Origin of the sequence: Terribacillus sp. FSL K6-0262 (assembly GCF_037977385.1) — a bacterium.
Classification (GTDB): Bacteria; Bacillota; Bacilli; order Bacillales; family Amphibacillaceae; genus Terribacillus.
In genome coordinates this window covers 3,322,197-3,346,030 of the sequence record NZ_CP150277.1, presented here as the reverse complement: position 1 = coordinate 3,346,030, position 23,834 = coordinate 3,322,197, and the positions used below count along the sequence as shown (strand labels likewise).

Below are 23,834 nucleotides of genomic sequence, written 5' to 3'. Positions count from 1 at the left end.
GATGAATTGTAATATTAAGTGCGACACCTTTTGAAAATAGAAAAGCCCATGTTTCCTCGTGTAAGATGAAGTTACCATACCTAATCTTAAACGGAGGAAAACATGAGCTATTCCCATCTTACTACAATTGAACGAGGAAAACTAGAAACACTATACAAGCTTGGCTGGTCTGCACGTCGTATCGCAAAGGAGTTAGGGAGACACCATTCGACTATTTCCAGAGAATTGGAGCGTAACAGTGAGGGCAGCTATAAAGCTGACTCTGCTGACAGAATGTATCAAAAACGACGGGAATTTTGTATTCCTAAAGGTAAATGGAAAGAAGAGCTTAGAGTGGTTATTGAGGAGAAATTAAAGCTCACTTGGTCACCTGAACAAATTCAAGGAAGGCTGGGTATCATCAGCTTCAAAACCATCTATCGTTGGATGAATCAAAGACGATTCTCTGTCGATCATCAGGTCTTCCGTCAAAAAGGAAAAAGGCAAAAACCCCGGGAAACGAGAGGTCGATTCAATATTGGTACGTCGATAAAGGAGCGTCCAAAAGATGTGAAGGACCGAAAATCGGCAGGCCATTGGGAACTAGATACAGTAGTATCAAGCCGTGGAAAAAGTAAAGGATGCTTCGGAACGTTTGCCGAACGCAAAACGCGTTTCTTTCTCGCAGTTAAAATGAACGATCGAAGTGCACGCTCTATGAAGGAAGCTATCTCACAAGTGGCAGCTTCTATGCCTAAGGAAATATTTAAGACAGCGACCACAGATCGAGGGAAAGAATTTGCTTGTTATCAAGAAATCGAAAATGAAATGGATATCTCGGTTTACTTTGCCGATCCGTATGCCCCATGGCAGCGAGGAACCAATGAAAACAGTAACGGGCTGCTTCGGGAGTTCTTCCCAAAGAAAACAGACTTAGCCTCTGTTTCAGAAGATGAAATCCACCAAGCACTATACCTAATTAATCATCGCCCGCGAAAAATATTAGGATGGAAAACTCCTTACGAGGCTTTCCAGGAGGAACTGTCGCATTTAGATTGACAAACTATCATGTTAAAATAGAGGTTATGAGCTTGATAGATCAAAGGAGTTTTATCTATATATGAGTATGACTGTCATTTTGGCGGAAAAGCCTTCGGTTGCGAAGAATATCGCTGATGCATTGAAAATAAAAACGAAACAGGACGGATTCTATGAAGGGTCTGAGTATATCATTACATGGGCTTTCGGCCACCTGCTGCAATTATATGATGCGAAAGATTATGACGCTGGGATGGCAAGATGGAAGCTGGATAACTTTCCATTTGTGCCGGATTCCTTCCGCTATAAAGTAAAATCGAGTCCGCGCAATCGCGATGCTGCTGACCCAGGGGCGAAAAAGCAGATTGCCATCGTAAAACGGCTCATGCAAAGAAGGGATGTCAGCCGGATTGTGTCTGCCTGTGACTATGACCGGGAAGGACAGCTGATCGGGGACAGCATCATCAACTATGTGAAACCGGATAAGCCTGTCTACCGGCTGCTGTTGAATGAGTGGACGGAGCAGGAAGTGCTGCGCGGTCTCCAGTCGCTGCGCCCAAACGCTGAGCTTCAGCCCCTATATGATGCCGGGATCGGCCGCCAATGGGCCGATTGGGTCATCGGGATCAACCTGACCTCGGTAGCGACACTCCGTTATCAGAGCGGCCGCGGTAAAGTACTAAATATCGGACGGGTGCTCCTGCCGACTTTGAAAATCATCTATGATCGCGATAAGGAAATCAGTGAGTTCAAACCCGAGCCTTATTTCAAGCTGATGGCGACTTTCCGTACAGCCGATATGCAGTTTTATGAAGGTGTCTATAAGGAAGGGAAAACGGATAAGTTCAAGGAAAGGGAGCCGCTGCAAAGCATCCTTCAGCAAATACAGGGGAAACAAGGGCAAATCAAGGATAAGCAGACGGAAGAAAAGAAGGAATTTTGCCCGCCTTTGTTCAATCTATCCGGTCTGCAAGGTCATATGACGGCAAGATACAGCGGATGGACATCCGATAAGGTGCTGAAGGTAGCACAAACGCTTTATGAAAAGAAATATATCACTTATCCTCGTACATCCAGTACAGCATTGGAGGAAAGTCTTGTAGGCAAGGCAGCTGGAGTATTGAAAAAAGTGGCAGCGGGATTGCCTTATGAAGCCGAAATCAAATTTACCCGCTCAAAGCGCGTATTCAATAACAGCAAGGTTTCCAGCCATAGCGCCATCATACCGACGTACGTGCTGCCAAAAAGGCTTACCCCGGATCAGGAGCTTGTTTATAATGCGATCAAAAATCGTTTCATCATGCAATTCATGCCGGTCGCGGTATATGAGGAAACCATCCTGGAAACCGTGATTTCGGATGTATCCCTATCCGGCAGTTTTATCTCCAAGGGACGGATTCAGCTCGCCGATGGCTGGAAAAAAGTCGAGAAGCAGCAAGCAAAGGAAACATTGTTGCCGGATGTCAAAGAAGGCATGCTGGTCGATACATGGGAATCAGCTGTCACTTCTCATATGACGCAGCCACCGAAGCCGCATACGGAAAAGACGTTATTACGCGTCATGGAAACTTGCGGCAAAGGAAAGCAGGACGAAGAGGAAATAGGTGAGGTTCTGCGGGGCTTCAGTATCGGGACGGCGGCAACAAGGGCGGAAACGATCAAGAAACTGAAAGATATTCACTATATCAGCAACAAAGGCAAAGAGCTGCATGTGACGGAAACAGGTAAAAAGCTTGTGGAAACTTTTCCGGTCAAGCCGTTATTTGACTTGAACTTTACCGGAAGACTGGAGAAGACACTGGCAGATATAGAAGATGCCAAAGTGGAACGGGAAGAATTTTTGGAGATGATTTTTTCTTTCACGAAGGAAGCTGTCCAAACGATGAAACAGGATCAAGCAGCTCCGATACGGACAATCGAAAAGCAAACCCTCACGCATGAAGTACTTGGCAAGTGTCCGGCTTGCGGCGGGGAAGTCGTGGAAGGGTATAAGGGATTCGGCTGTAAAAACTACAAAAAATCCTGCAGCTTCATCATTTGGAAGGCGGATAAATTCCTGGCAGCAATGCGGAAGAAGCCGACCAAGACGATGGTGAAAGCCTTGCTGAAAAGCGGCACCGCCCATGTAAAAGGACTGACGAGCAAGAGAGGCAAGAAATTTTCCGCCTACCTTTCTTATGAAAAGAATCCGGACAACGACTATTACAGCTGGAAAATGGAATTCGAGAAGAAATGATAAGAGCGCTGCGCGGAATCCGCACAGCGCTTTTATTAAAATTCTTCATATACCGCCGGGTCCTGATCGGCGATCCTTCCGTCCGCAGCTGTCAGCCCGCTGATTTTTTCCATGTCGGCTTGATCAAGCTCGAAATCGAAGATGGCAATATTCTCAAGCTGTCTGCTTGGTGTGGCTGATTTTGGGATGGCGATGCTACCCAGCTGATAATGCCAGCGCAGTACAATTTGGGAAACGGTCCTGCCATGCTTTTCGGCGATCTCAGCAAGTAAAGGATGCTGCAGCAGATTGGTCTTTCTGCCGAGCGGACTCCAGGATTCCGTCACGATGCCATTTTCCTCATGGTAGCGCCGCTGTTCCTCCTGATTGAAAAATGGATGCAGCTCGATCTGGTTGATGACTGGCAGCTCACCGGTTTCTTCCTTGAGTCTGTCCAAATGTTCGGGCAGGAAGTTGCATACACCAACCGAACGGATAAGACCCCATTTACGTGCATCAAGCAAAGCCTGCCAGGCTTCGACGTAATGATCTTGATTCGGATTCGGCCAATGAATCAAATATAAGTCATAATAATCCAGGCCAGCACGATAAAGGGATTCCTGAATTGCTGTAATCGCATCATCATATTTTTGGTAACGGCCAGGCAGCTTGGATGTCACCAGGATTTCCTCACGGGGGATGCCATGCTGCTTTATCGCTTGTCCGACAGTCGCCTCGTTTTCATAATTATACGCAGTGTCCAAAAGACGATAGCCGGCATCGATTGCACTGCGGATCGCCTGCACGCCTTGGCTGCCTTTCAATTGATATGTACCGAAGCCGACAGCAGGGAAAATCGAACCGTCGTGCAGTTTCAAGGTAGGGATATGATTTTGCATACAATTCTCTCCTTTCCGATTCTCTTTCAAGCGTAGCATAAATGGTAAGGATTGTCTTACATCAGCATCCTTTGCTTGTTTTTGGGACGTGTTTCATAAAAATCAAAAAAGAAAGCACGCTTGAAAAATCCAAGCGTGTTTTCTTATAGTCTTTTATGAATGCTTACCGTACACCTGCATTTTTTAATTCGTTACGATTGGACCCAGTTGCTAAATGAACGATGAATCCGATCACAGCTCCAATGATTGCCGGCAATAGCCAGCCTAGTCCCAGGCTGTATAGCGGCAGATTATCTGTCAGGAAATCCTGCACTCCCTGGATCGGTATTCCGGCTGCATTCAAGCCTTCCATCAGGCTGACTGCAAAAGTGAAAAGAAGGCTGATCAAGTAGACAGCTCTGCTTCCAGCGAAAGCATTATGCAAGAAAGTCAGTAAAATCAAGACGATGGCCAGCGGATAGATGATTGTCAATACCGGGACGCTGAATGTGATGATATTAGCCAAACCGGCATTTGCGACGACAGCACTGAAAGCAGATAGTGCGATGGCGATAACATTGTAAGAGACTTTAGGAAGCAGACGGCTGAAATAGCTGCTGCATGCTGTCACCAAACCGATGCTTGTCGTCAGGCAGGCACCCAGTACAATCAAACCAAGCAAGACGTTGCCGAAACTTCCGTAATAGGATTCGGAAACCCCGGCCAGGACGGCACCGCCATTATCCAGCAAGCCAATGCCGGCTACACTTGTTGCGCCAAGATAGGATAAGGAAGTGTAGATCAAAGCAAGCAGGGCCGCGGCGATCAAGGCTGCTTTCCATGTGAACCCTAGAATGCTTTTGCGGTCCGTGATGCCGATATTTTTCACAGAGTTGATGACAATGATACCGAATACGAACGCCGCAAGTGTATCCATTGTCAGATAGCCTTCCTGGAAACCTTTGAAGAAAGCGTTGCTGCTGTAAGCTTCCGTTGGATCCTGCGGACTGCCGATCGGATTGACAAGGACCGTGATGATCAGCACGGCAATGGACAGCAGCAAGGCTGGTGTCAGATATTTACCGACCACATCGACGATTTTAGCCGGTTTCAAAGAGAAGAAGCAGGTAATCCCGAAGAACAGGATGGAATAAATGAGCAGCGGCCATGGTCCGGCATCAGCAGGCAGAAATGGCTGGATGCCGATTTCAAATGATACTGTGCCTGTACGCGGCATCGCAAATAACGGTCCGATGGACAGATACAAGATGACGGTGAAAGCAAGCCCGAAGATCGGATGAGCCCGGCTGGCCAAGTCCTGCAAATCATTTTTGCCTGATATGGCGAAGGCTAAAATAGCAAGAAGCGGCAGCCCCACACCGGTGATGACAAAGCCGATGTTGGCAGTCAATACATTAGTCCCGGACTGCTGGCCAAGAAGGGCAGGGAAAATCAGATTGCCTGCCCCGAAGAAAAGGGCGAACAGCATGAAACCAGTGACGATCACATAAGAAAAGGGAATTGATTTTTTCATATAAGTGCCTCCAAGCGAAAAAACATTTTCTAAATAGTCAGATAATTCAATAGATTAAATATTGAAAATATTTTGACTGTGTTAGAGAGATTCTACCACATAAATCATGCGGCAACAACTATAAATAATATTAAATAGGAGGTATATTTTTCAAGGGGGTTGGCATATATAAATAAAAAGCCACTTGGAGGCAGAAAATATGCATTTTACGGACATTGATATCTTTTATGCAGAGCTGAAACGGCTGGAGGATGAATACAGACGATGCCCGGAGCCGCAAATACGGAATTTGATTCATGAGGATATTCTGCTGATCGAGCAGGCAATCGCCGCAGCGGAAAAATAATAAGGAAAAGAGCGGGAAACAACTGAGTGTCTCCCGCTCTTTGTTAGTTCTCCTGATTCTTTTGGACAGGCTGATCTACGGTAAGGTCCTGTTTCTTCACACGTTCGCTCAAATATTTTACAAAGCGATGATCTGTGACGAGGAAAGCGTGCTCTTCCCGTTTTAGATGTCGTTCCGCTTCCTCGAAAGATGCAAAGCCGATTTCAGCCGGCTGCTGATTTTTCATGATATAATATTTCCGATTTTGCTGGACGATGAGGAATTTGTCATTTAGCTCATTTGCATATAACGTTCCCAGATCGTTTTCCGGCACATTGAAACGGTTATCGGCAGCATCCGGCCGCAATGTCTGCAAATCGAAAGCATTCTTTACGAACAGCTCAAAAGCATCTTCCGTCAATGTTGCTCCGGAAGCTTTTTGATGACCGCCGCCACCGTATTTCGCCGCAATGGCTGATACATCGATATCATCGTGAATCGTACGGAGACTCAAGCGTTTGGTACCCATCATCACCATGACGATCAAATCAAGATGCGGGAAAGTCTTACCCAAATCATTTCCCAATTCAGAGAGGTAGGACTCTGCATGAACGACTCCCGCTAGATATGTATCTATTTTGACAGGCACGACTTGCTTCCTTTTCTTGCGAATATAACGTGCTGTCTGGGCATCCTGGACTTGCAGCAGTTTTTCTTCCAAATCGCTGAAAACGAAAGATGCACTGTGCTGCAGGCGTTCTATCATTTCACCTGCAAATTCCTCGATGCTTTGCAGGAAGAGAAGGGCATTCAGCTGCTTGGCAGCTTCATTCTGCCGTTTTTCCCATTCCCATGTATCATATTGGCGGACAAGCTCGACAAATTCGCTTACCGCTTTTGTTTTCTCCAGATGTCCTTCATCCACCAGGACGTCATACAGCATACTTGTTGCTGAAGTCTGCGTTCCATCTTCTTGCTTAGTCGCGATCCACGCCCAATCATGAGCATTCAGATGTTCACTTGTCTTATGATGATCGATAAGGCGGGCCTTGCCGCCAGATAGGATGAATTCGCTGATCGCGGCTTCATTTTCTTCATTCACCGCCAAATCCGTCACCCATAGTTCTTTCTCATGCTGGGTTTCATCGGCAAGGAATTTCTTCACTTCTTCATTCAGACTGCTGATGGAATTATAACGGATGTCAACATCCTCCCCAAAAGCAAGTGTCGCCAAAATACCGCAGCCGACACCGTCCAGGTCATTATGTGTCAATAATTTATACATCTCTTCACCTCAATTACTAGTATTAGTATAACCTAGCGGAATTATCGGCTTCAAGCATGATTCTGCTACTGTTCTTGTTTGAACAGGCGAAAGCGGTGGAGAAGGAGCAAATAAAAGACGGCAGATATGACCAATACGCTGCTTAGCAGCACATAGCCATTTGAAATATAAGAATCAAGCGTCATATACAAGAAGATCGCGCAGGATGCCATGCAGGTGATGGCCAAAAGCAGTTTATAGAAGCGGGCAAAGCTGAAAGGGAAACGAACAGCCTGATAAAGGCTGGCGAAATGGAGCACTGTGCCCAGTACCTCTCCCAGGTTCATTCCGAGTATGACGCCATTCACACCCATGCTCGGCTGCGATGCGACAAAGTAAATCATCAGCAGACTGGCAAGTGCGGCAATCAGATTGTTATAAAGGACGACACTGCTTTTTCCGATTCCGATCAGCACCGCCTGGAGCGGAATCTGCAAGTAGCTGAGCATAAAGCAAAAGATCATCTTCTGGATGAGCAGGCCCGCTTCTTCTGAATGATAGAACAAGCCCGTCAAATCGGTTGCGAAGAAATAAAGAAACAGTGCCCAAGGGATGCAGATCATCATCGTGACGTTTATCACCTGGTTTATATTGCTGTACATTTCCTGGAATTGACGGCGCGCATACAAATCACTGATGGAAGGGAGCAAGTTTGTCGATAAAGAGTGTGTGATGAATGTCGGGACGAATACGAGCGGCATGACATAGCCCATTAAAAGACCATATGTTTCGGTGGCAGTCTCGGCAGTCAGCCCGGCTGTGAGAAAGCTGTGGGTGATGATGATCGGCAGCAGCACGCCTGCAAAGCTATTGACTAAATGGCTGCCGGTATTCGGCAATGCAACCCTGATGAGGTCGCGGGTATGCTGTCTGCCATCCCGGAGGAGATCCCCGATGATATGCAGGAAACGCCATTTGAATTCCTTCTGCTTGTTGAAGGCGATCATCAATACTCCCAAAGATATCGCTTCCCCGATGATCATGCTGATCACTGCACCGGCCGCTGCCACGCCAAGCCCATATGGAAGCAGATATTGGACGAGCATGTACGTCACAACCAGCTGCACGCTCTGTTCCAGGATCGAAGCGAAGGCTCCAGGAGACATATACTGTTTCCCATGGAAGTAACCTTTCAAAATGGAGGATATCGCAACAATCGGGATGATCGGTATGATTGCCGTAAATGTGTAGATTGCCCGCTCATCGGCAAACAAAATTCCAGGAGCAAAGTGAACCACTCCAAGCAACAGCAAGGATGTAAAGATGCTCAATGTTCCTGTAATCAAAAAGGAAACAGAAAGGACGTGCCGCAGTCTTGTCCGATTATTCGTCGCATTATTCTCTGCCACCAGATTGGCGACAGCAACCTCCAGCCCAAAACCGGTTACTGCAATCAAGAGACCAGTTACCGGCATTGCCATCATGGCAAGCCCGATTCCTTCGGGTCCTAACAGCCGTGACAAAACGATCCCGTTTATGAATCCAATCAGTTTGCTGTAGCAGGCAGCCACAGCCAGAATGATCGTACCTTTCAATAATGATTGTTTTCCCACTTTTGTCACCTCAACTTGTCCATGTTTTAGATGTATGTGGAGAAAAGAGGGTTTATGTTTATGTACTTAAAACAGACAGACAAAGCACGGCATCATAATCTTCTTTATGTTTTTTGGAACTAGGCTAACTTAATTATCGAAAGGAAAGCTAAAAAAGAGCGATAGACATGGAATCCATTCCATTCTAAATTATAGGTAAGCCCGTTACTTGATCAATGCATGCATGATAAAGAATCTGACAAGCAATAGGTAAGATTCCGCATTGATTTCCCTATACCCTTACTCAATTTATCCTGTTTTTCATAAAGGTTTTGACATACTTCGGAATCGTAATTAACATAATAATCAGAATATTAAAAGGGGGTTATCCATTGCCGATTTCCGAAATCATGAACGGCGGAATCTTATGGCTGTTCTGTCTGCTTGTCGTCAGTATTGTCGTGTTTCAAGGTATTGTCTTCGTACGATCTGCCTTTCGAGCCAGGGCTGCAGTTGGCATGACGGAGCAGGAAGCACGGAGCGCAATGAAAACAGGTGCTATTGCAGCTATCGGCCCGTCATTGGGTAATATCATCATTGCTGTCTCGCTGATGACATTGATCGGCAATCCGCTTACGATGATGCGCAGTGCCATCATTGGCTCATCGGCAACAGAATCACTCGGTGCCCAAATGGCCTCCAGTGCTTATGGCACGGAGCTAGGATCAGCCAGCTTCGGGCCAGAGGCTTTCACGACAATTGCCTGGACATTGTGTATCGGCGGTACAGGCTGGCTGATCGTCACATTTTTCTTTACGAAGTCATTGGGCACCTTCCAAAAGAAAATCACCTCAAGGAAAAATGGCACGAAGAAGATGGTAATCATTTCAACAGCGGCCATGCTTGGTGCCTTCGGCTATTTTGCAGCTAATGAAGCAGTGAAGAGCAGCGGTCACTCTCTTGTCATCATGACCAGTGTCCTCCTAACGATCGTCACCTTGCTGGCAGCCAATAAACTGCAGAAAAATTGGCTGAAAGAGTGGGCTTTGGGATTTGCCATCGTCGGCGGCCTGACAGTCGGCTACTTTATCGGATAAGAAACGGAGGGAAAAACGATGGCCAAAACAGCCGAGCAGGTAGCAGTACAGGAACGCCTCATCGAAACACAGGAGCAGACCTTTGATGCTTTCCATACGAATGCCCACTTTTGGGGAAGGCTTACAATCGGCTGTGTAATTGTCTTATCGGCAGCATTGCCGCTTTATCTCTCGTTCGTCGAAGGCTATCACCCGGGCTGGCAGGCCATTTTCGCAGCCTTTCTCGCATATATCGCCTTGGTTGGTTTTGCTTGGGTGGTAGAGCCCGTCAGTTATTATGCAACCCTTGGTGTTTCCGGTACTTATTTGAGTTTCCTCACCGGGAATATAGCCAATATGTGTTTGCCCTCTGCAGCAGCTGCTCAGCAGGTTATCGGAGCAGATCCTGGTACGAGGAAAGGAGAAGTGGCAGCCACGTTGGCTATTGCCGCTGCCAGCTTTATGAATATAGCTGTACTCATTCCGGTCATCCTGGCTGGTTCCTATATCCTTTCTGTCATACCGGAGTCCTTACAAGCAGCATTCACCTACATCATTCCTGCCATTTTTGGGGGGATGATCGCACAATTATCCATGAAAAAGCCTCTGTTCGGCGCCATCGGCATCGTTTTCGGCATCCTGATGACACAGCTGCCGATTCCAGTATTCTTCAAAGGATTGGTCTGCATGTTCCTTACAGTGATTCTTTGTGTCCTTTTGGAAAACAAGCAAGTAAAGAAAAGTCCCGATGAAGGAGAGATGATCCATGAGTAAAAAAGATTTGCTTACGATCCTGAAAGAGCTGGAGAATGTCATAGGAAGCCTTGCCCTTGATATTTGGCAAAACCCTCAAATCGCTTATGAGGAGACATATGCGAGTGCGGCTCAGAAGAAGATCCTCTCCGATGCAGGTTTCCTTATCACAGATAGCATCGGCGGTATGCAGACAGCCTTTTATGCAGAATATGGCAAAGGCCATCCGATCATCGGCATCCTAGGTGAATTCGATGCATTGCCAGGTCTGTCCCAATCCAGTAAGCCTTATAAAGATCCAGTCGTGGAGAACGGCCCCGGCCATGCCTGCGGTCATCACTTACTCGGCACTGCAGGTGTCGAGACTGTATTGGCACTAAAGGAGCTGATCGATCAAGGAAAGGTGAGCGGCACGATTCGCTATTATGGCTGCCCGGCTGAAGAGGTACTCTCCGGCAAGACATTCATGGCGAGGGAAGGGGTATTCGACGACTTGGACTGCTGCCTTACCTGGCATCCAAGTACAAGTAATGTGGTCCAGAATTACAGCACCCAGGCAATGATTTCGATTAAATATCGTTTCCACGGTGTACCTGCTCATGCGGCAGGCGCCCCTCACGCAGGCCGAAGCGCACTGGATGCAGTGGAAATCATGAATATAGGCGCGAACTATCTCCGGGAGCATCTGGCTGACGGCACGAGAATCCATTATGCCATCACAAACGGCGGCCAAGCACCGAATATCGTACCTGATGAGGCGGAAGTATGGTATTATCTGCGCGGGTCCGACCGCGACCAAGTGGAGGATATGCTTTCCCGTTTGCATGATATAGCCAAAGGGGCGGCATTGATCACTGGAACGTCTACCTCACATGAACTATTGGCCAATTGCTATCATATGCTGACTAATGACACATTGGATATATTGAATTACCGCAATATGGAGGATTATCCAATGGAAAGCTTCACCTCGGATGAAACTGCATATGCTGCCATACTGCGAAAATCGATGGATCCCAAGCTGATCGAGGCATCCCGCCGTCAGCTGCAGCTTGATCCGAATGATATCCTTCCGACAAAGAATTTCTATGATGTGAAACTGAAAGACTCCACTATGCCTGGTTCGACGGATGTGGCTGATGTCAGCTGGATTGCACCTTTGGCCAGTATCGGCACGACATGCGGCCCGATCGGCACCCAGGTGCATGCTTGGCAAGCAACTGCAGTATTTGGAACGAGCATCGGACTAAAAGGGATGCATTATGCTGCGCGAATCATGGCTTTGACCGCATATGACCTGCTGACCGAACCAGCCCTTGTGGAGCAAGCGAAAGCGGAGTTTGCGGAAGCGACTTCCGGCAGACCTTATCAGGCCGGTCTTGAGGAGAGCATACTCGCACCAGGAACAGAACGGAAAGAGCAATTGATTTAAGTGCAATTGACTTCCGATTTGCTTTTGGTATACTGGAAGCAACGAAGACGAGAGGATGATGGGTGGACAATGATTGACTAATCTTATTTTCTCACGAATTGAAAAAGATATTTTCAACGCGTACAAAATAGGATTAGTCTGCCCATCTTTAAAATAAACGGTAACATACAGCTCTTGACGGATGTATGTGCTTTTGTGGTACGGCTGATCCTTCCAATTTATTTTGGGAGGATTTTTTTCTGTCCTCCTATGAAAAAGGAGCGGATCCATGTGAAAGAACTGATCAAATTACAGCAAGTCAGCTATATGTACGGAGAGCGTCCCATTATACAGGGGGCGAATGCAGCAATCCATCAAGGTGATATCGTCGGGATAACTGGAAGGAATGGCGCTGGAAAGAGCACATTATTGCAATTGCTGGCTGGAACCAAGCAAATGACAGAGGGGTCCTTATGGAAGGCGGATTCCCTCGGGATAGAATTGGTCGAACAGGAGAGTGACTGCTATTCTTCCGACTCACTTGGGTCTGAAGCAGCTATTTTACTCAGTAAGTGGCGAGTTCCATCCGTTCCTTACCATCGGATGAGTGGCGGAGAGAAACTGAAAGCAAGGCTTGCGCACGGATTTTCGAGTAAAGCGGAAGTTTTGATGCTGGATGAACCAACTAATCACCTGGATGAAGATAGTGTCCAGCTGCTGATAGAACAAATCCAAAAATCAAACAAAACGATACTGATTGTGTCACATGACAGGTATTTTCTCGATCAAGTGTCTGTAAAGATATGGGCTATCGAAGATCAAGATCTTCATACTTTCACGGGAAATTATACTGCCTATATAGATCATCGCCAAAAGGAAAAAGCGGCCCAGCAGTATGCCTATGACAAACAGCAAAAACGCATCCGGCAAGTAGAAGGACAAATCGCTTCCCTGAAAAACTGGAGCACAAGAGCACATGCTCAATCCACCAAACAGGAATTTGCCAAAGAGTACTACCGAAAAAAGGCCAAAAGAATGGATAAGGCAGTAAAATCCAAACAAAAACGATTGGAAAAAGAACTGAAAAAAGAAAAGGCCGAGGCCATCGTGCCGGAGCGAGCTGTATCGTTTGAGCTGCATACTGCCGGCAGAACCGGCAAACGATTTTTGGAATGCAAAAACGTAACCAAGCAATTTGATGGGAAAACATTATTCCGGAATGCCAATTTTACCATCATGCACGGTGAAAGAATCAGCTTGCAGGGACCGAATGGTTCCGGAAAAACAACTTTCTTCCGCATGATTGCGGATGATGAACCTTACACAGGAGAGATTTGGATTTCCCCATCAGCAAACATCGGCTACCTTTCACAAGATGTTCATGACCTCCCTTTGGAAAAGACACCGGCCGAGATATTTCATCAGCAGACGTTTGCCGACAGGGGAAGGGTCCAGACACTGCTTCTGCATCTTGGCTTTGAAATAGACAGCTGGACCCTCCCGATTGGAGAAATGAGTATGGGGGAAAGAGTGAAATTGAAGCTGATGCAGCATATATTGACTGACAAGGATGTCCTTTTGCTGGATGAACCTACAAATCACATGGACCTCCCGTCCCGTGAGCAGCTGGAACAGACACTTGCAGCTTACAGCGGAACATTGCTTGTCATCACCCATGATCGTTATTTCCGGGAGAAAGTGACAGATACACAGCTGATCATCCAGGATGGTAAACTAAACAAAAAATTAAGTACAGCAGCCACAACGACGACGGAGGACGGTATACAGCTGATGCAGCTGGAAAACGAGCGTCAGGAAGTATTGGGTAAGCTGAGTATGCTGACACCTGGAGATACGGCGTACGAGGATTTGGATGATCGTTTTAATCAACTGACAAAAATAATTAGACAACTGAAGAATTAGATAAAAACAAGAAGAGCTGCGTATTCAAATAACAGCTCTTCTTGTTTCTTTAATTGGAAGTGTTTATGTATGTAAACATTCAGTGCTATATAAAAGGTAATAGGCAAGTTTTCCTGAATTTGAAAGAAGCTATAATATTGAACCATCTTATAATGGAGTGTGTTAAACTTGGGACAAAACTAGAAATGGAGGTAATCATAGAACAGGCAATACTACCTCATAGCTTTAGTATCTTCCTTTTGCTGCCATTCTGCCTGCAGTTTTCAAAATATTGATTATATTTGAAGCGCTTCCCACTTTATGAAAGCACCAAGCTTTTGAATAGCTCAATATCCACCAGAAATACTCCGCTTTTGTAAGCGGTACACCAGCATTACTGTTAAGTGTCTAATTGCAAGCTTGATAGCCAATGGAAATCTGGTCGATGGCTCATTCGCTACCTCTTATTCCTACAAAACAAAGAAATCCTTTAAGTACTCAATCTTGTAAAAGAGAGTGTCGATATAAACATTCGGGCTTACTCATTGTATCGATCGGCTCCTCTTAACCTATTATCCTTGTGCAACGACTTTTTTCTTTTAGGCACAGCTTTAAATAATTGATATTTTATTTTTCTAATGTCAACAGCACACTACGGAAAGACCGTTCTACGTAATAAGACTTGGGAAGTGTCCTGACTGAGAATAAAAAACATTCGACGACTATGAATCCTGCTGAAAAATGCAATCCCTTTTACGCTATAGGAAACAACCGGGGTGCAGTGATAGCTAATTACAAAGCTCTACCATCAAATAATTCATAAGGGGATGGGGATATGTTCAAAAAGAAATGGGCGGCAGCCGCTTTGGTTGCGGCACTTTCAGTTACAGCTTTAGTTGGAATCAAACCAACGGATGTGAAGGCTGAAACAGATGTGAAGGCTATCGTTGATGGAATGTCTGTCGAGCAAAAAGTGGGTCAAATGCTTATGCCGGACTTTCGAAACTGGCAAGAGCAAGGGGAAAGCAAAGCAACAGGTTTTACAGAGATGAACGATGAAGTGGGAAGCATCATTCAGAAATATCATTTAGGGGGCGTTATCCTATTTGCTGAAAACGTCGTGGGTACGGAGCAAACGGTCCGTTTGATAGATGGCTTGCAAAATGCAAGCCCGGAACTACCGCTTTTCATCACCATTGATCAGGAAGGCGGAATCGTGACACGCCTGCAAACGGGAACGAATCTGCCAGGCAACATGGCGTTAGGTGCAACACGAAGTGAGAAATATGCCTATCAAACTGGCAAAATCATTGGGGAAGAATTATCGTCTCTTGGTGTAAATGTAAACTTCGGCCCCTCATTGGATGTAAACAACAATCCTGATAATCCTGTAATCGGTGTCCGTTCATACAGCTCTAATCCAGAGCTTGTCTCAAAGTTAGGCATTGAGACTATACAAGGACTGCAACGACAAAATGTTGCTGCAACAGCAAAGCATTTTCCAGGACATGGCGATACCGCTACTGACAGTCATTACGGTTTGCCGCTTGTTACACATGACAAGGATAGATTACAAACTGTAGAGCTTCTGCCTTTTCAGAATGCAATTGATGAAGGTGTAGATATGATTATGACAGCTCACGTTCAATTTCCTGCTTTTGATGATACAACGTATATCAGCAAAAAAGACGGTCAGGAGATTTTGGTTCCAGCCACACTTTCCAAAAAAGTGTTGACAGGATTGCTACGCGAGGAAATGGGATTTGAAGGTGTCATTGTCACAGATGCCCTTAATATGAAAGCGATTTCAGATAACTTCGGCCAGGAAGAAGCCGTCGTATTAGCTTTAAAATCAGGTGTAGATATTGCGTTGATGCCTGCACAAGTGAACTCTTTGGAAATGGAAAAGAATTTGGCTTCCGTTTATGACGCAGTAATAGAAGCAATCGAATCCGGAGAACTCCCGATGGAGCAAGTCAATGCATCGGTTGAGAGAATTCTAAAATTGAAAGAAAAACGCGGTATTTTGGATCCTGACAAAACGCCAATTGAAGAAAAAGTAACTAACTCATTAAAAGTAGTAGGCAACAAGGAGCATTTGAAGCAAGAAAAGAAAATGACGGAGGATGCTGTTACGCTTTTGAAAAACGAAGACAAAACACTCCCTTTCAAACCAAAAAAAGGTGAGAAGGTTCTCGTGCTTGCTCCATTTGATGATCAGGTAGAAGCGATGACAAGAAGCATAAACGAATTAAAAGGCAAGAAGAAAGATGTTGAAGTTACTGGCTATGCTTTCTCGGAAAAGTCCTTCAATGAAGAGGTGGCAGCCATGGTTGATGAAGCAGACTATGTTATTACCGGTTCCTATGTTGTGAAAAATGATCCTGCTGTAAATGATGGCGTCATTGATGACAGTATTCAGGATTCAAGCAAATGGGCAACAGCTTTTCCAAGAGCTGTCATGAAAGATGCTGAAGCAAAGAATAAAAAGTTCGTGTTAATGAGTCTGCGCAATCCTTATGATGTCGGAAATTTTGAAGAAGCAAAAGCTGTGCTTGCGGTCTATGGTTTTAAAGGCTATTCAAATGGTGCATATAGACAGCCGAACATTCCTGCCGGCATTAAAACGATTTTTGGTGAATCAAAGCCAAAAGGTATATTACCAGTAGATATTCCATCTGTCACTCAACCTGAAGAGGTTCTTTATCCATATGGTTATGGACTCGATATTCGTTCAGGGAAGCTGCTTAAATAATCCGAATAAAGGGGAGGAGTTCCATTGAAAAGAGTATTGTTGATGGTAATGATTCTGCTGCTGGCTTTAAGTGCTTTTCCTGCGGAAAAAGAGGTTGCTGCCCATAAGAGGAAGAAAGATAGTAAAGTAACGCCTGGTGTTGAGGTCCTTTTAGATGATCAGAAAGAACTTTTAAAAGACAAAAAAGTTGGCTTAATTACCAATCCGACCGGTATCGACTCAAAAATGAACAGCATTGTTGATCTGCTGCACGAAGATCCTGATATCGAACTGACAGCTTTATTCGGTCCCGAGCATGGCGTACGCGGTGATGCTCAGGCAGGGGAATATGTTGAATCTTATATTGACGAAAAAACAGGACTACCTGTATACAGCCTCTACGGACAAACAAGAAAACCAACACCTGAAATGCTCAAAAACGTAGAAGTGCTAGTCTTTGATATTCAGGACGTCGGCACACGGTACTACACATACATCTACACGATGGCTTATGCCATGGAAGCAGCAAAAGAAAACAACATTCCCATTGTCGTGCTTGACCGTCCGAATCCTCTAGGCGGACTTTCAGTTGATGGTCCTGTACTCGAGCCTGATTTCTCTTCCTTTGTAGGGATGTATCCAATTCCAACAAAGCACGGTATGACAGTCGGAGAGCTTGCTTCCTTCTTCAACGAAGAATTCAATATTGGAGCAGATTTGAGAGTCGTCAAAATGAAAGGCTGGAAGCGGTCCATGGATTTCGAAGACACAGGACTTCCATTTGTCCTGCCGTCACCAAATATGCCAACAGTTTCAACAACATTTGTTTATCCTGCAACCGGTCTGATTGAAGGAACAAACCTGTCAGAAGGGCGGGGAACAACCAAGCCATTTGAACTGATCGGTGCACCTTTCATCAGCAGCACGGATCTTGCTTCAGAATTGAATGCACTTAGTCTGCCAGGCGTGACATTCAGGGCGGCATCCTTTACACCGACATCTTCTAAACATGCTGGAAAACTTAGCCATGGTGTTGAAATATATGTAACAGACCGCGCTGCATTCGATGCGGTAACTACAGGACTTCACATCATTAAAACAATTCACGACATGTATCCAGACGATTTCGAATTTCTTTCAAACAACTTCTTTGATAAATTGATTGGAAACGATTGGGTCAGAACAATGATTCTAGAAGGAGCCTCCGTTACCGAAATCACGAAAGAATATCAGAAAGAACTATATGAATTTATAAAGGTAAGAAAAGAGTACTTAATTTATAAGTAATTGTTTCGAAAGGGTGAAATCATGGAGATTCACCCTTTTTTAGTTTAGGAAAATACGTGTTTCCCCATCGATTCCTGAGTAATGCACAATAGGGCGATCTTAATTTTTGCATGGATTGAGGTATAAGGAAGATTCATGAACGGAAGAGCTAAATAAAAAAGAGATGTGTACTTAATAACACATCTCTTTCTATAAGTTAAGAAGTTAAGCTGCATTTTTCTCTTTCACTATAGTTTGTCTTTTTATCTTAATCGATGTAAGCAGAATACCGATACAAACTAGTACGGCACCTAGGATGATATTGGGTGTTATTTCTTCGCCCAGTTGCAGCCAGCCGAAAAATAAACCTAGCAGCGGCACGGACATGAGTGAAATGGACGCTATGGAAGCTTCGATTTTACTCAATACCCAGTTCCAGCCTACGAATGCAACAGCGGAACCTAGTATCCCGTTGTAAAGCAATGCGAGCAAGGAAGGAGTGGATACTGTTAAATTTGCAATCGCGGCATGTTCACTTGCAAAAGAAATAATGAATAGAAGAACTGCTCCAATCAGCATCTGCCACATTGTCATTTTAATTTTATGGTGTGCGCCACCGACTTTCTTTGTATAGATATTGGCTCCTGCCCAGAAAAAGGCTGAAACCACTATAATTGCTTCTCCTACTAACGTAAGATCAAAGGACAAATGAAATAGCTTTGTACCTATTATACATACTAAACCAGCAGCTCCGATTAGCAATCCGACTACTTTATTCATTACTAGTCGCTCATTCAGCATAAAATGCGCCATCACACTGACGATGATCGGCATCGTGTATACGAGAACAGACGATACACCAGAGTCGACAAATTGCATACCGAATGTCGACAGCGCGTAATAGCCGATACACATCAATACAGCAAGTATAAAAAAGGGTTTCCACTCATGCTTTTCTGGTAAAATGTCCACCTTCTTTACCAATAAAACCATTACCAGCACTGCCGCTCCAATCAGGAGACGGAAGGAGGAGAATAAGAAGGGAGGGAAATCCTCTAAACCAATCTTTACAGTTACCCATAAATATCCCCATATAATACTGATGATTGCTATCATACCAACTACTCTTACTTGATTCATGTTCATTCCTTCATTTCTTCTATTTTTCGTTAAACAGTTTGCTGTATTTGGCCAGTTTCTTCTGTGTTAAAGCTATAGCAGACTCCAAACGCTGCTTTTCGGCATCTAATTTCTGCAAATGATTCTCAAGGATACGCACTTTATTGCGATTGGAGATATCGTCTCCGTCCAAGAACCCCAATTCATGCCAGTCATTATCTTTCATAAAGGAAGCAATCTCACCCAATGAGAGACCAGCTTCTTTTAAGCAGGTAAGGGCTTGCAGCAGCTGTATATCTCCTTTTGTATATATACGAACGCCATTTGGCTTTCTCTGCGGCTTTTTCACAAGTCCGATTCGCTCATAATAACGGAGTGTACCGGTTGAAAATCCTGTTTTTACTGCAGCTTCCGTTATCGTACACATCTTTTTCACCTCACTTCATCCTGCTCTATATTACTCCTTATAGTTAGCTTCAAGTCAAGCTTTATAAACCAAGAAAAGTATGCAGCAGGAAGAATGCATACAAGGACACCAATATGTGTTTGCTGCGACATCATTTTCGCGGATGCACTGATAGAAAGGGGGTTTTTGGGTTAGTATAAAGAGACAGATTTACATCAATAACTCTACAAAAGTTTCCAGTGCATATTCAGGATACATATCAAATGATCAACTGATTCGAAGGTAAAAATCCTATAAAATCATCATTATATGCAGGATCAACTTGTCACAGCATTACCAGTAATTTGCATTCCGTAGAAGAAACTAATGCGGTTTGAGATTTAAGGAATCTGAATGATATTGGCTAAAGTATTATTTATATAGCCGAATAATTAGTAGCAATAAGATCATGAAGTGAATTCAGATGCCCAAATATAAAGCTGTAAATAGCTCAGAAGATCTGACGATAGTATCAACATTGCATAGCGGCATGACTGCAGCATGTACATATCGAATGATGATGGAGAAGAGGTACAAATATAGTTTCAAGTATTACACATTTAATTATTTTATTTTCCTTAGTTTACATAATATATATTATCGGAAGTAATTGAAAACCGTCATCTTATGTCTCATAATCTAAGTATTCTTGAGATAGTGAGACAAAACAAAAAAATCAGACTGCACAGCAAACGCTTTACGCAGTCTGATTCTATATATTACATATTAATCTGCTACATGCAATACGATTTTACCTATGTTCTGATTGCTTTCCATAAAGTCATGCGCTTCAGCTATTTCTGCCAACGGAAATACTTTGCCGACAATCGGCTTGATTGCTTGCGATTCAAATAACGGCAATACATTATCGATCAAATCTGCTGTCAATTTTGCTTTATATTCAACGCTCCTTGTACTTAGCAATGTTCCTTTCACATGTAAGCGTTTTGCAAGCAGCGGCGTTATCGATGCGTTTTCCAGTTCTGTACCGCCCAGGAATCCGATCAGGATCAGTCTGCCATCCGTTTTCAGTGTCTTGATATTCTGATCCCAATATGACGCTCCAATAAAGTCCAAAATGATATCAGCGCCGGTTTCGGCTAATTTATCAGCAAAGTCTTCTTTTTTATAGTTGATTGTGATGTCGGCACCAAGCTCCTTGCAGAAATCAAGTTTTTCCTGGGATCCAGCTGTAACTGCAACTGTTGCACCTGCTTGTTTAGCCAGCTGGATGGCTGCAGTTCCGACTCCGCTTGCGCCGGCATGGATCAAGACGGTTTCCCCCTGTTTCAATTCACCCAGCCAATGCAGTGTCTGATAAGCTGTCAGGAATACTTCCGGTACAGCTGCTGCTTGCTCGTAGCTCAAGTGCTCGGGAATCGGCATGGCCAGCTTGCTGTTGAGTACAGCATATTCTGCGTAGCCGCCGGAGGGAATCAAGCCGAATATACGGTCTCCTTTTTCCCAGCCGATTGCTTCCTCTCCTGCTTCTTCCACAACACCAGCAATTTCCAATCCCAAAATCGGATCATAATCACTGGAAGGGTAATTTCCTTTTCTTTTTTCGATATCCGCACGGTTGATTGCCGATGCCTTTACAGCAACTAGAATTTCGTCCGGTTTGATGGTTGGTTTTTCGGTTTCTTGAAGCTTAAGTTGATCTGTGCCGCCAAAACCTTGTAGTGTGATTGCTTTCATATCTAATACTCCCTTTCTTCTTTTATTGTCAACCTTTACGGAAAAAAAGTAAATAAATCAGCACTATCCAGAATGGAATAGACAGCAAGGTCCCAATTAGCAGCCCTTTGAAGAATTTCATGCTGTGAACCTCATTTCATGTGCTTTTTCTTATTGTTTACCATAAGATAAAACTCCTAAACATGCAAAAACCCGGCTCCGTTATCTGGAGCTCGGGTTCTGCACTGCTTGATATACGGGTGTTCTTGCTTGGATGGTTGCTAAATAGAAATCGAATAATTCGCTGGATGCATTTTTCCAGGAATGCTTCTCCGCTTCCATTCGCACATTCTTTTTCATTTTTGCCACTAATTCTTGATCATCCAGTTTACCGACTGCGTGACTCATGCTGGCGACATTTTCGTTTTCAAAAAGGAATCCTGTTTTGCTTTCCTCGATCTGTTCCAATGTTGGTCCGCTTTTGGCTGCAAGGACAGGGAGACCGGAAGCCATTGCTTCCAAGATGACCAAACCCAGCGTCTCGGTAATGGACGGGAAAATAAAGGCATCGGCAGAAGCGAATGCCTGCGACAGCTCTTCCCCATGGAGAAAGCCGGTAAACAATGTATTCGTCCCTTCGAATACCCTCTCCAGTTCTTTCCGGGCTGGTCCATCGCCGATGATGGCTAATGCCAGATCATCCCGCTCATCCAGCAATGGACGAATCTTATGGATTTCCTTCTCGATTGCCAGCCTGCCTACAAATATGAGCAATTTTTTCCCGCGATGCCCTTGCAAAAGCCGCTCACGCATGCCTTGTGAATAATAAGCCGGATGGCGCTTCTCCACATCCACGCCTCTGCGCAGGACATGCATACGCTCGAAGCCATGCTCGTCAAGCTCCTGTTTAATGGCAGCCGACGTACACAGATTCAAGTCAGCTGTATTATGAAGCTTGCGGAAATGCCACCAAAATAATGGTTTCAAGGGTTTGTAGAACTTATAGTAATCCAGGTATTTCGGTATATGCGTATGATAGGATGCCAATAGCGGCAAACCCTTCTTGTGCGCATAATAGATTCCTGCTATCCCGACCAGGGCTGGATTCGCCACATGCACGAGATCCGGCTGATGCTTTTCAAGTAAAGTCTTGATGCGTCTTGTCGGCAAGGAAAACTTCTTGGAACGGTAAAATGGCATCGTCACCGTCCCTACTCCTTCGACAAGCGCGCCTTCGTATTCGGTAACACCTAAATCGGGAGCGATGACGACGACTTCATGCTTCTGGCTGCGGAGGAACTTGATCGCTTCGGTGAGCCGGGTGACGACACCGTCCGTGGATGGCAGGAATGTCTCGGTGATGATGACGATTTTCACCGTATGCCCCTATCTCCACGTAACCGTCGGAAGCACGTTTTCTTTGATTACCCGGTCCTTATGCTCGATAGCCGTCTCCAGAATGCCGCGGAGCACGTCATCCGTAAGGAGATTCGGTTCAAGGCCAAGATCGCGAAGGCGCGTATTCACTGCATTATAATAATGCTCCTCTGCTTCCACCCGCGGATTTTCGATAGATGTGATTTTAGGGTCCAGTCCTTGCTCCCGGCTCACCTTCTGTACTTTCTCAGCAAGCTCCTTCACGGAGAAGCTTTCCGTGAATTGATTGAATACCCGGAACTCTCCGGCATCAGCAGGATTTTCCGCGGCGATTTCCACACAGCGGATCGTATCGGTGATATTCAAGAAGCCCCGTGTCTGTCCGCCGCTGCCATAGACAGTGATATCATGCCCTGTGGCCGCCTGGATAAGGAATCTGTTCAGCGCAGTGCCGAAGACACCATCGTAATCAAAGCGGTTCGCCAGCACCGGATCGAGCTTTGTTTCTTCTGTATGGAGACCATACACGACGCCTTGGTTCAGGTCTGTTGCGCGTATGCCCCAGATTTTGCAGGCGAGCATGATGTTATGGCTGTCATGCACTTTGGATAAGTGATAAAAAGATCCCGGCTGTTTCGGGAATGGCAGTTTATCCTTTCTGCCTTTATGCTCTATTTCGATATAGCCTTCTTCGATATCAATATTAGGGGTGCCGTACTCTCCCATCGTACCAAGCTTGATCAGATGACAAGATGGAGCGAATTCCTTGATTGCAAAAAGGACATTCAAGTTGCCGATCACATTGTTCTGCTGCGTATATACAGCATGCTCACGGTCGATCATGCTGTACGGAGCCGATCGCTGTTCTGCAAAATGCACAAATGCATCAGGCTCCGTCTGACGGAAGACCTCAGCCAGGAAATCATAATGATTCAGGTCGCCTATGTATGTTTTGATTTCCTTGCCGGTCTTCTCTTTCCACTTTGCGACTCGCTCTTCCAAGGAATAAATTGGTGTTACGGAATTGGATCGTAATTCTTCATCGTACTTACGTCTTACCAAGTTATCGACGATTGCTACTTCATGACCTTGTTTGGACAGATAAAGTGCTGTCGGCCATCCGCAGAAACCATCTCCACCAGCTACAACAATTTTCATGACTCATCCTCCTGTGACATCAACATTTCTTGGTACGTTCGTTAACAATTATATGCTAACGATGCTGCGATTAAAAATAATATGGTGTAAA

At 45.0% G+C, this 23,834-nt stretch carries 18 protein-coding genes; 9 read left to right on the top strand and 9 right to left on the bottom strand.

The window, feature by feature from the left end:
* Window positions 1-102: 102 nt before the first annotated feature.
* Complete coding sequence (locus tag MHI54_RS17200) at window positions 103-1,038, top strand: IS30 family transposase (protein WP_340081424.1); 936 nt, start codon at window positions 103-105, stop codon at window positions 1,036-1,038.
* 67 nt (window positions 1,039-1,105) lie between these two features.
* A complete protein-coding gene (locus MHI54_RS17195) occupies window positions 1,106-3,253 on the top strand; it encodes a DNA topoisomerase (protein ID WP_340082974.1) in 2,148 nt (715 codons plus the stop codon).
* 35 nt (window positions 3,254-3,288) lie between these two features.
* Here the strand turns inward: MHI54_RS17195 and MHI54_RS17190 are convergent, their stop codons facing one another.
* The gene (locus tag MHI54_RS17190; protein ID WP_095215181.1) at window positions 3,289-4,131 is read right to left on the bottom strand and encodes an aldo/keto reductase; all 843 of its coding nucleotides are present in this window, start codon (window positions 4,129-4,131) and stop codon (window positions 3,289-3,291) included.
* Between the two features lie 163 nt (window positions 4,132-4,294).
* Entirely contained in the window at window positions 4,295-5,644 is a 1,350-nt protein-coding gene (brnQ, locus tag MHI54_RS17185) for a branched-chain amino acid transport system II carrier protein (RefSeq protein ID WP_095215182.1), read from the bottom strand.
* Window positions 5,645-5,843: 199 nt separating this feature from the next.
* Here brnQ and MHI54_RS17180 point away from each other — a divergent pair, with 199 nt between their 5' ends.
* The gene (locus MHI54_RS17180) at window positions 5,844-5,990 is read left to right on the top strand and encodes a hypothetical protein (RefSeq protein WP_198946026.1); all 147 of its coding nucleotides are present in this window, start codon (window positions 5,844-5,846) and stop codon (window positions 5,988-5,990) included.
* A gap of 43 nt (window positions 5,991-6,033) precedes the next feature.
* Here MHI54_RS17180 and MHI54_RS17175 read toward each other — a convergent pair whose 3' ends face one another.
* Together MHI54_RS17175 and spoVB are read right to left on the bottom strand one after the other, a co-directional pair.
* Window positions 6,034-7,254 (bottom strand): DHHA1 domain-containing protein, encoded by a 1,221-nt coding sequence (locus tag MHI54_RS17175; protein ID WP_095215183.1) that lies wholly within the window; start codon window positions 7,252-7,254, stop codon window positions 6,034-6,036.
* A gap of 65 nt (window positions 7,255-7,319) precedes the next feature.
* A complete protein-coding gene (gene spoVB, locus MHI54_RS17170) occupies window positions 7,320-8,846 on the bottom strand; it encodes a stage V sporulation protein B (RefSeq protein ID WP_340082075.1) in 1,527 nt (508 codons plus the stop codon).
* 371 nt (window positions 8,847-9,217) lie between these two features.
* On the opposite strand from spoVB, the gene MHI54_RS17165 reads away from it, so the two are divergent.
* The 6 genes from MHI54_RS17165 (at window position 9,218) to MHI54_RS17140 (ending at window position 17,988) form a co-directional block, all read left to right on the top strand.
* Window positions 9,218-9,922, top strand: coding sequence for a DUF5058 family protein (locus tag MHI54_RS17165; RefSeq protein ID WP_233134876.1), 705 nt, complete (start codon window positions 9,218-9,220; stop codon window positions 9,920-9,922).
* An 18-nt stretch (window positions 9,923-9,940) separates the two neighbouring features.
* The gene (locus MHI54_RS17160) at window positions 9,941-10,675 is read left to right on the top strand and encodes a small-conductance mechanosensitive channel (RefSeq protein WP_095215185.1); all 735 of its coding nucleotides are present in this window, start codon (window positions 9,941-9,943) and stop codon (window positions 10,673-10,675) included.
* Entirely contained in the window at window positions 10,668-12,086 is a 1,419-nt protein-coding gene (locus MHI54_RS17155) for an amidohydrolase (RefSeq protein ID WP_095215186.1), read from the top strand. Before MHI54_RS17160 ends, MHI54_RS17155 begins: the two co-directional genes overlap by 8 nt.
* Window positions 12,087-12,356: 270 nt before the next feature.
* The gene (locus tag MHI54_RS17150) at window positions 12,357-13,988 is read left to right on the top strand and encodes an ABC-F family ATP-binding cassette domain-containing protein (RefSeq protein WP_095215386.1); all 1,632 of its coding nucleotides are present in this window, start codon (window positions 12,357-12,359) and stop codon (window positions 13,986-13,988) included.
* An 814-nt stretch (window positions 13,989-14,802) separates the two neighbouring features.
* The gene (locus tag MHI54_RS17145; RefSeq protein WP_340082074.1) at window positions 14,803-16,722 is read left to right on the top strand and encodes a glycoside hydrolase family 3 protein; all 1,920 of its coding nucleotides are present in this window, start codon (window positions 14,803-14,805) and stop codon (window positions 16,720-16,722) included.
* 48 nt (window positions 16,723-16,770) lie between these two features.
* Entirely contained in the window at window positions 16,771-17,988 is a 1,218-nt protein-coding gene (locus MHI54_RS17140; protein WP_233134898.1) for a DUF1343 domain-containing protein, read from the top strand.
* Window positions 17,989-18,192: 204 nt separating this feature from the next.
* Here the strand turns inward: MHI54_RS17140 and MHI54_RS17135 are convergent, their stop codons facing one another.
* From MHI54_RS17135 to MHI54_RS17115, 5 genes are all read right to left on the bottom strand, one after another.
* On the bottom strand, window positions 18,193-19,107 hold the full coding sequence (locus MHI54_RS17135; protein ID WP_095215388.1) for a DMT family transporter: 915 nt from the start codon (window positions 19,105-19,107) through the stop codon (window positions 18,193-18,195).
* 19 nt (window positions 19,108-19,126) lie between these two features.
* A complete protein-coding gene (locus MHI54_RS17130; protein ID WP_340082973.1) occupies window positions 19,127-19,513 on the bottom strand; it encodes a MerR family transcriptional regulator in 387 nt (128 codons plus the stop codon).
* Window positions 19,514-20,257: 744 nt separating this feature from the next.
* On the bottom strand, window positions 20,258-21,229 hold the full coding sequence (locus MHI54_RS17125) for an NAD(P)H-quinone oxidoreductase (protein WP_095215190.1): 972 nt from the start codon (window positions 21,227-21,229) through the stop codon (window positions 20,258-20,260).
* Window positions 21,230-21,430: 201 nt separating this feature from the next.
* Window positions 21,431-22,585, bottom strand: a complete 1,155-nt coding sequence (locus tag MHI54_RS17120) for a glycosyltransferase family 1 protein (RefSeq protein WP_095215191.1) — start codon at window positions 22,583-22,585, stop codon at window positions 21,431-21,433.
* A gap of 9 nt (window positions 22,586-22,594) precedes the next feature.
* Window positions 22,595-23,743 carry an NAD-dependent epimerase/dehydratase family protein gene (locus MHI54_RS17115; protein WP_095215192.1) on the bottom strand — a complete coding sequence of 383 codons (1,149 nt, stop codon included), beginning with the start codon at window positions 23,741-23,743 and terminating at the stop codon, window positions 22,595-22,597.
* Window positions 23,744-23,834 lie beyond the last annotated feature (91 nt).

What these genes read in the sequence shown, in the direction of transcription:
- brnQ (WP_095215182.1), bottom strand. Translation starts at nt 5,644, where the DNA reads ATGAAAAAATCAATTCCCTTTTCTTATGTGATCGTCACTGGTTTCATG.
- MHI54_RS17140 (WP_233134898.1), top strand. Translation starts at nt 16,771, where the DNA reads ATGATTCTGCTGCTGGCTTTAAGTGCTTTTCCTGCGGAAAAAGAGGTT.
- MHI54_RS17115 (WP_095215192.1), bottom strand. Translation starts at nt 23,743, where the DNA reads ATGAAAATTGTTGTAGCTGGTGGAGATGGTTTCTGCGGATGGCCGACA.
- MHI54_RS17180 (WP_198946026.1), top strand. Translation starts at nt 5,844, where the DNA reads ATGCATTTTACGGACATTGATATCTTTTATGCAGAGCTGAAACGGCTG.
- MHI54_RS17135 (WP_095215388.1), bottom strand. Translation starts at nt 19,107, where the DNA reads ATGAATCAAGTAAGAGTAGTTGGTATGATAGCAATCATCAGTATTATA.
- MHI54_RS17125 (WP_095215190.1), bottom strand. Translation starts at nt 21,229, where the DNA reads ATGAAAGCAATCACACTACAAGGTTTTGGCGGCACAGATCAACTTAAG.
- MHI54_RS17190 (WP_095215181.1), bottom strand. Translation starts at nt 4,131, where the DNA reads ATGCAAAATCATATCCCTACCTTGAAACTGCACGACGGTTCGATTTTC.
- MHI54_RS17130 (WP_340082973.1), bottom strand. Translation starts at nt 19,513, where the DNA reads ATGTGTACGATAACGGAAGCTGCAGTAAAAACAGGATTTTCAACCGGT.
- MHI54_RS17155 (WP_095215186.1), top strand. Translation starts at nt 10,668, where the DNA reads ATGAGTAAAAAAGATTTGCTTACGATCCTGAAAGAGCTGGAGAATGTC.
- MHI54_RS17145 (WP_340082074.1), top strand. Translation starts at nt 14,803, where the DNA reads ATGTTCAAAAAGAAATGGGCGGCAGCCGCTTTGGTTGCGGCACTTTCA.
- MHI54_RS17160 (WP_095215185.1), top strand. Translation starts at nt 9,941, where the DNA reads ATGGCCAAAACAGCCGAGCAGGTAGCAGTACAGGAACGCCTCATCGAA.
- MHI54_RS17200 (WP_340081424.1), top strand. Translation starts at nt 103, where the DNA reads ATGAGCTATTCCCATCTTACTACAATTGAACGAGGAAAACTAGAAACA.
- MHI54_RS17195 (WP_340082974.1), top strand. Translation starts at nt 1,106, where the DNA reads ATGACTGTCATTTTGGCGGAAAAGCCTTCGGTTGCGAAGAATATCGCT.
- MHI54_RS17175 (WP_095215183.1), bottom strand. Translation starts at nt 7,254, where the DNA reads ATGTATAAATTATTGACACATAATGACCTGGACGGTGTCGGCTGCGGT.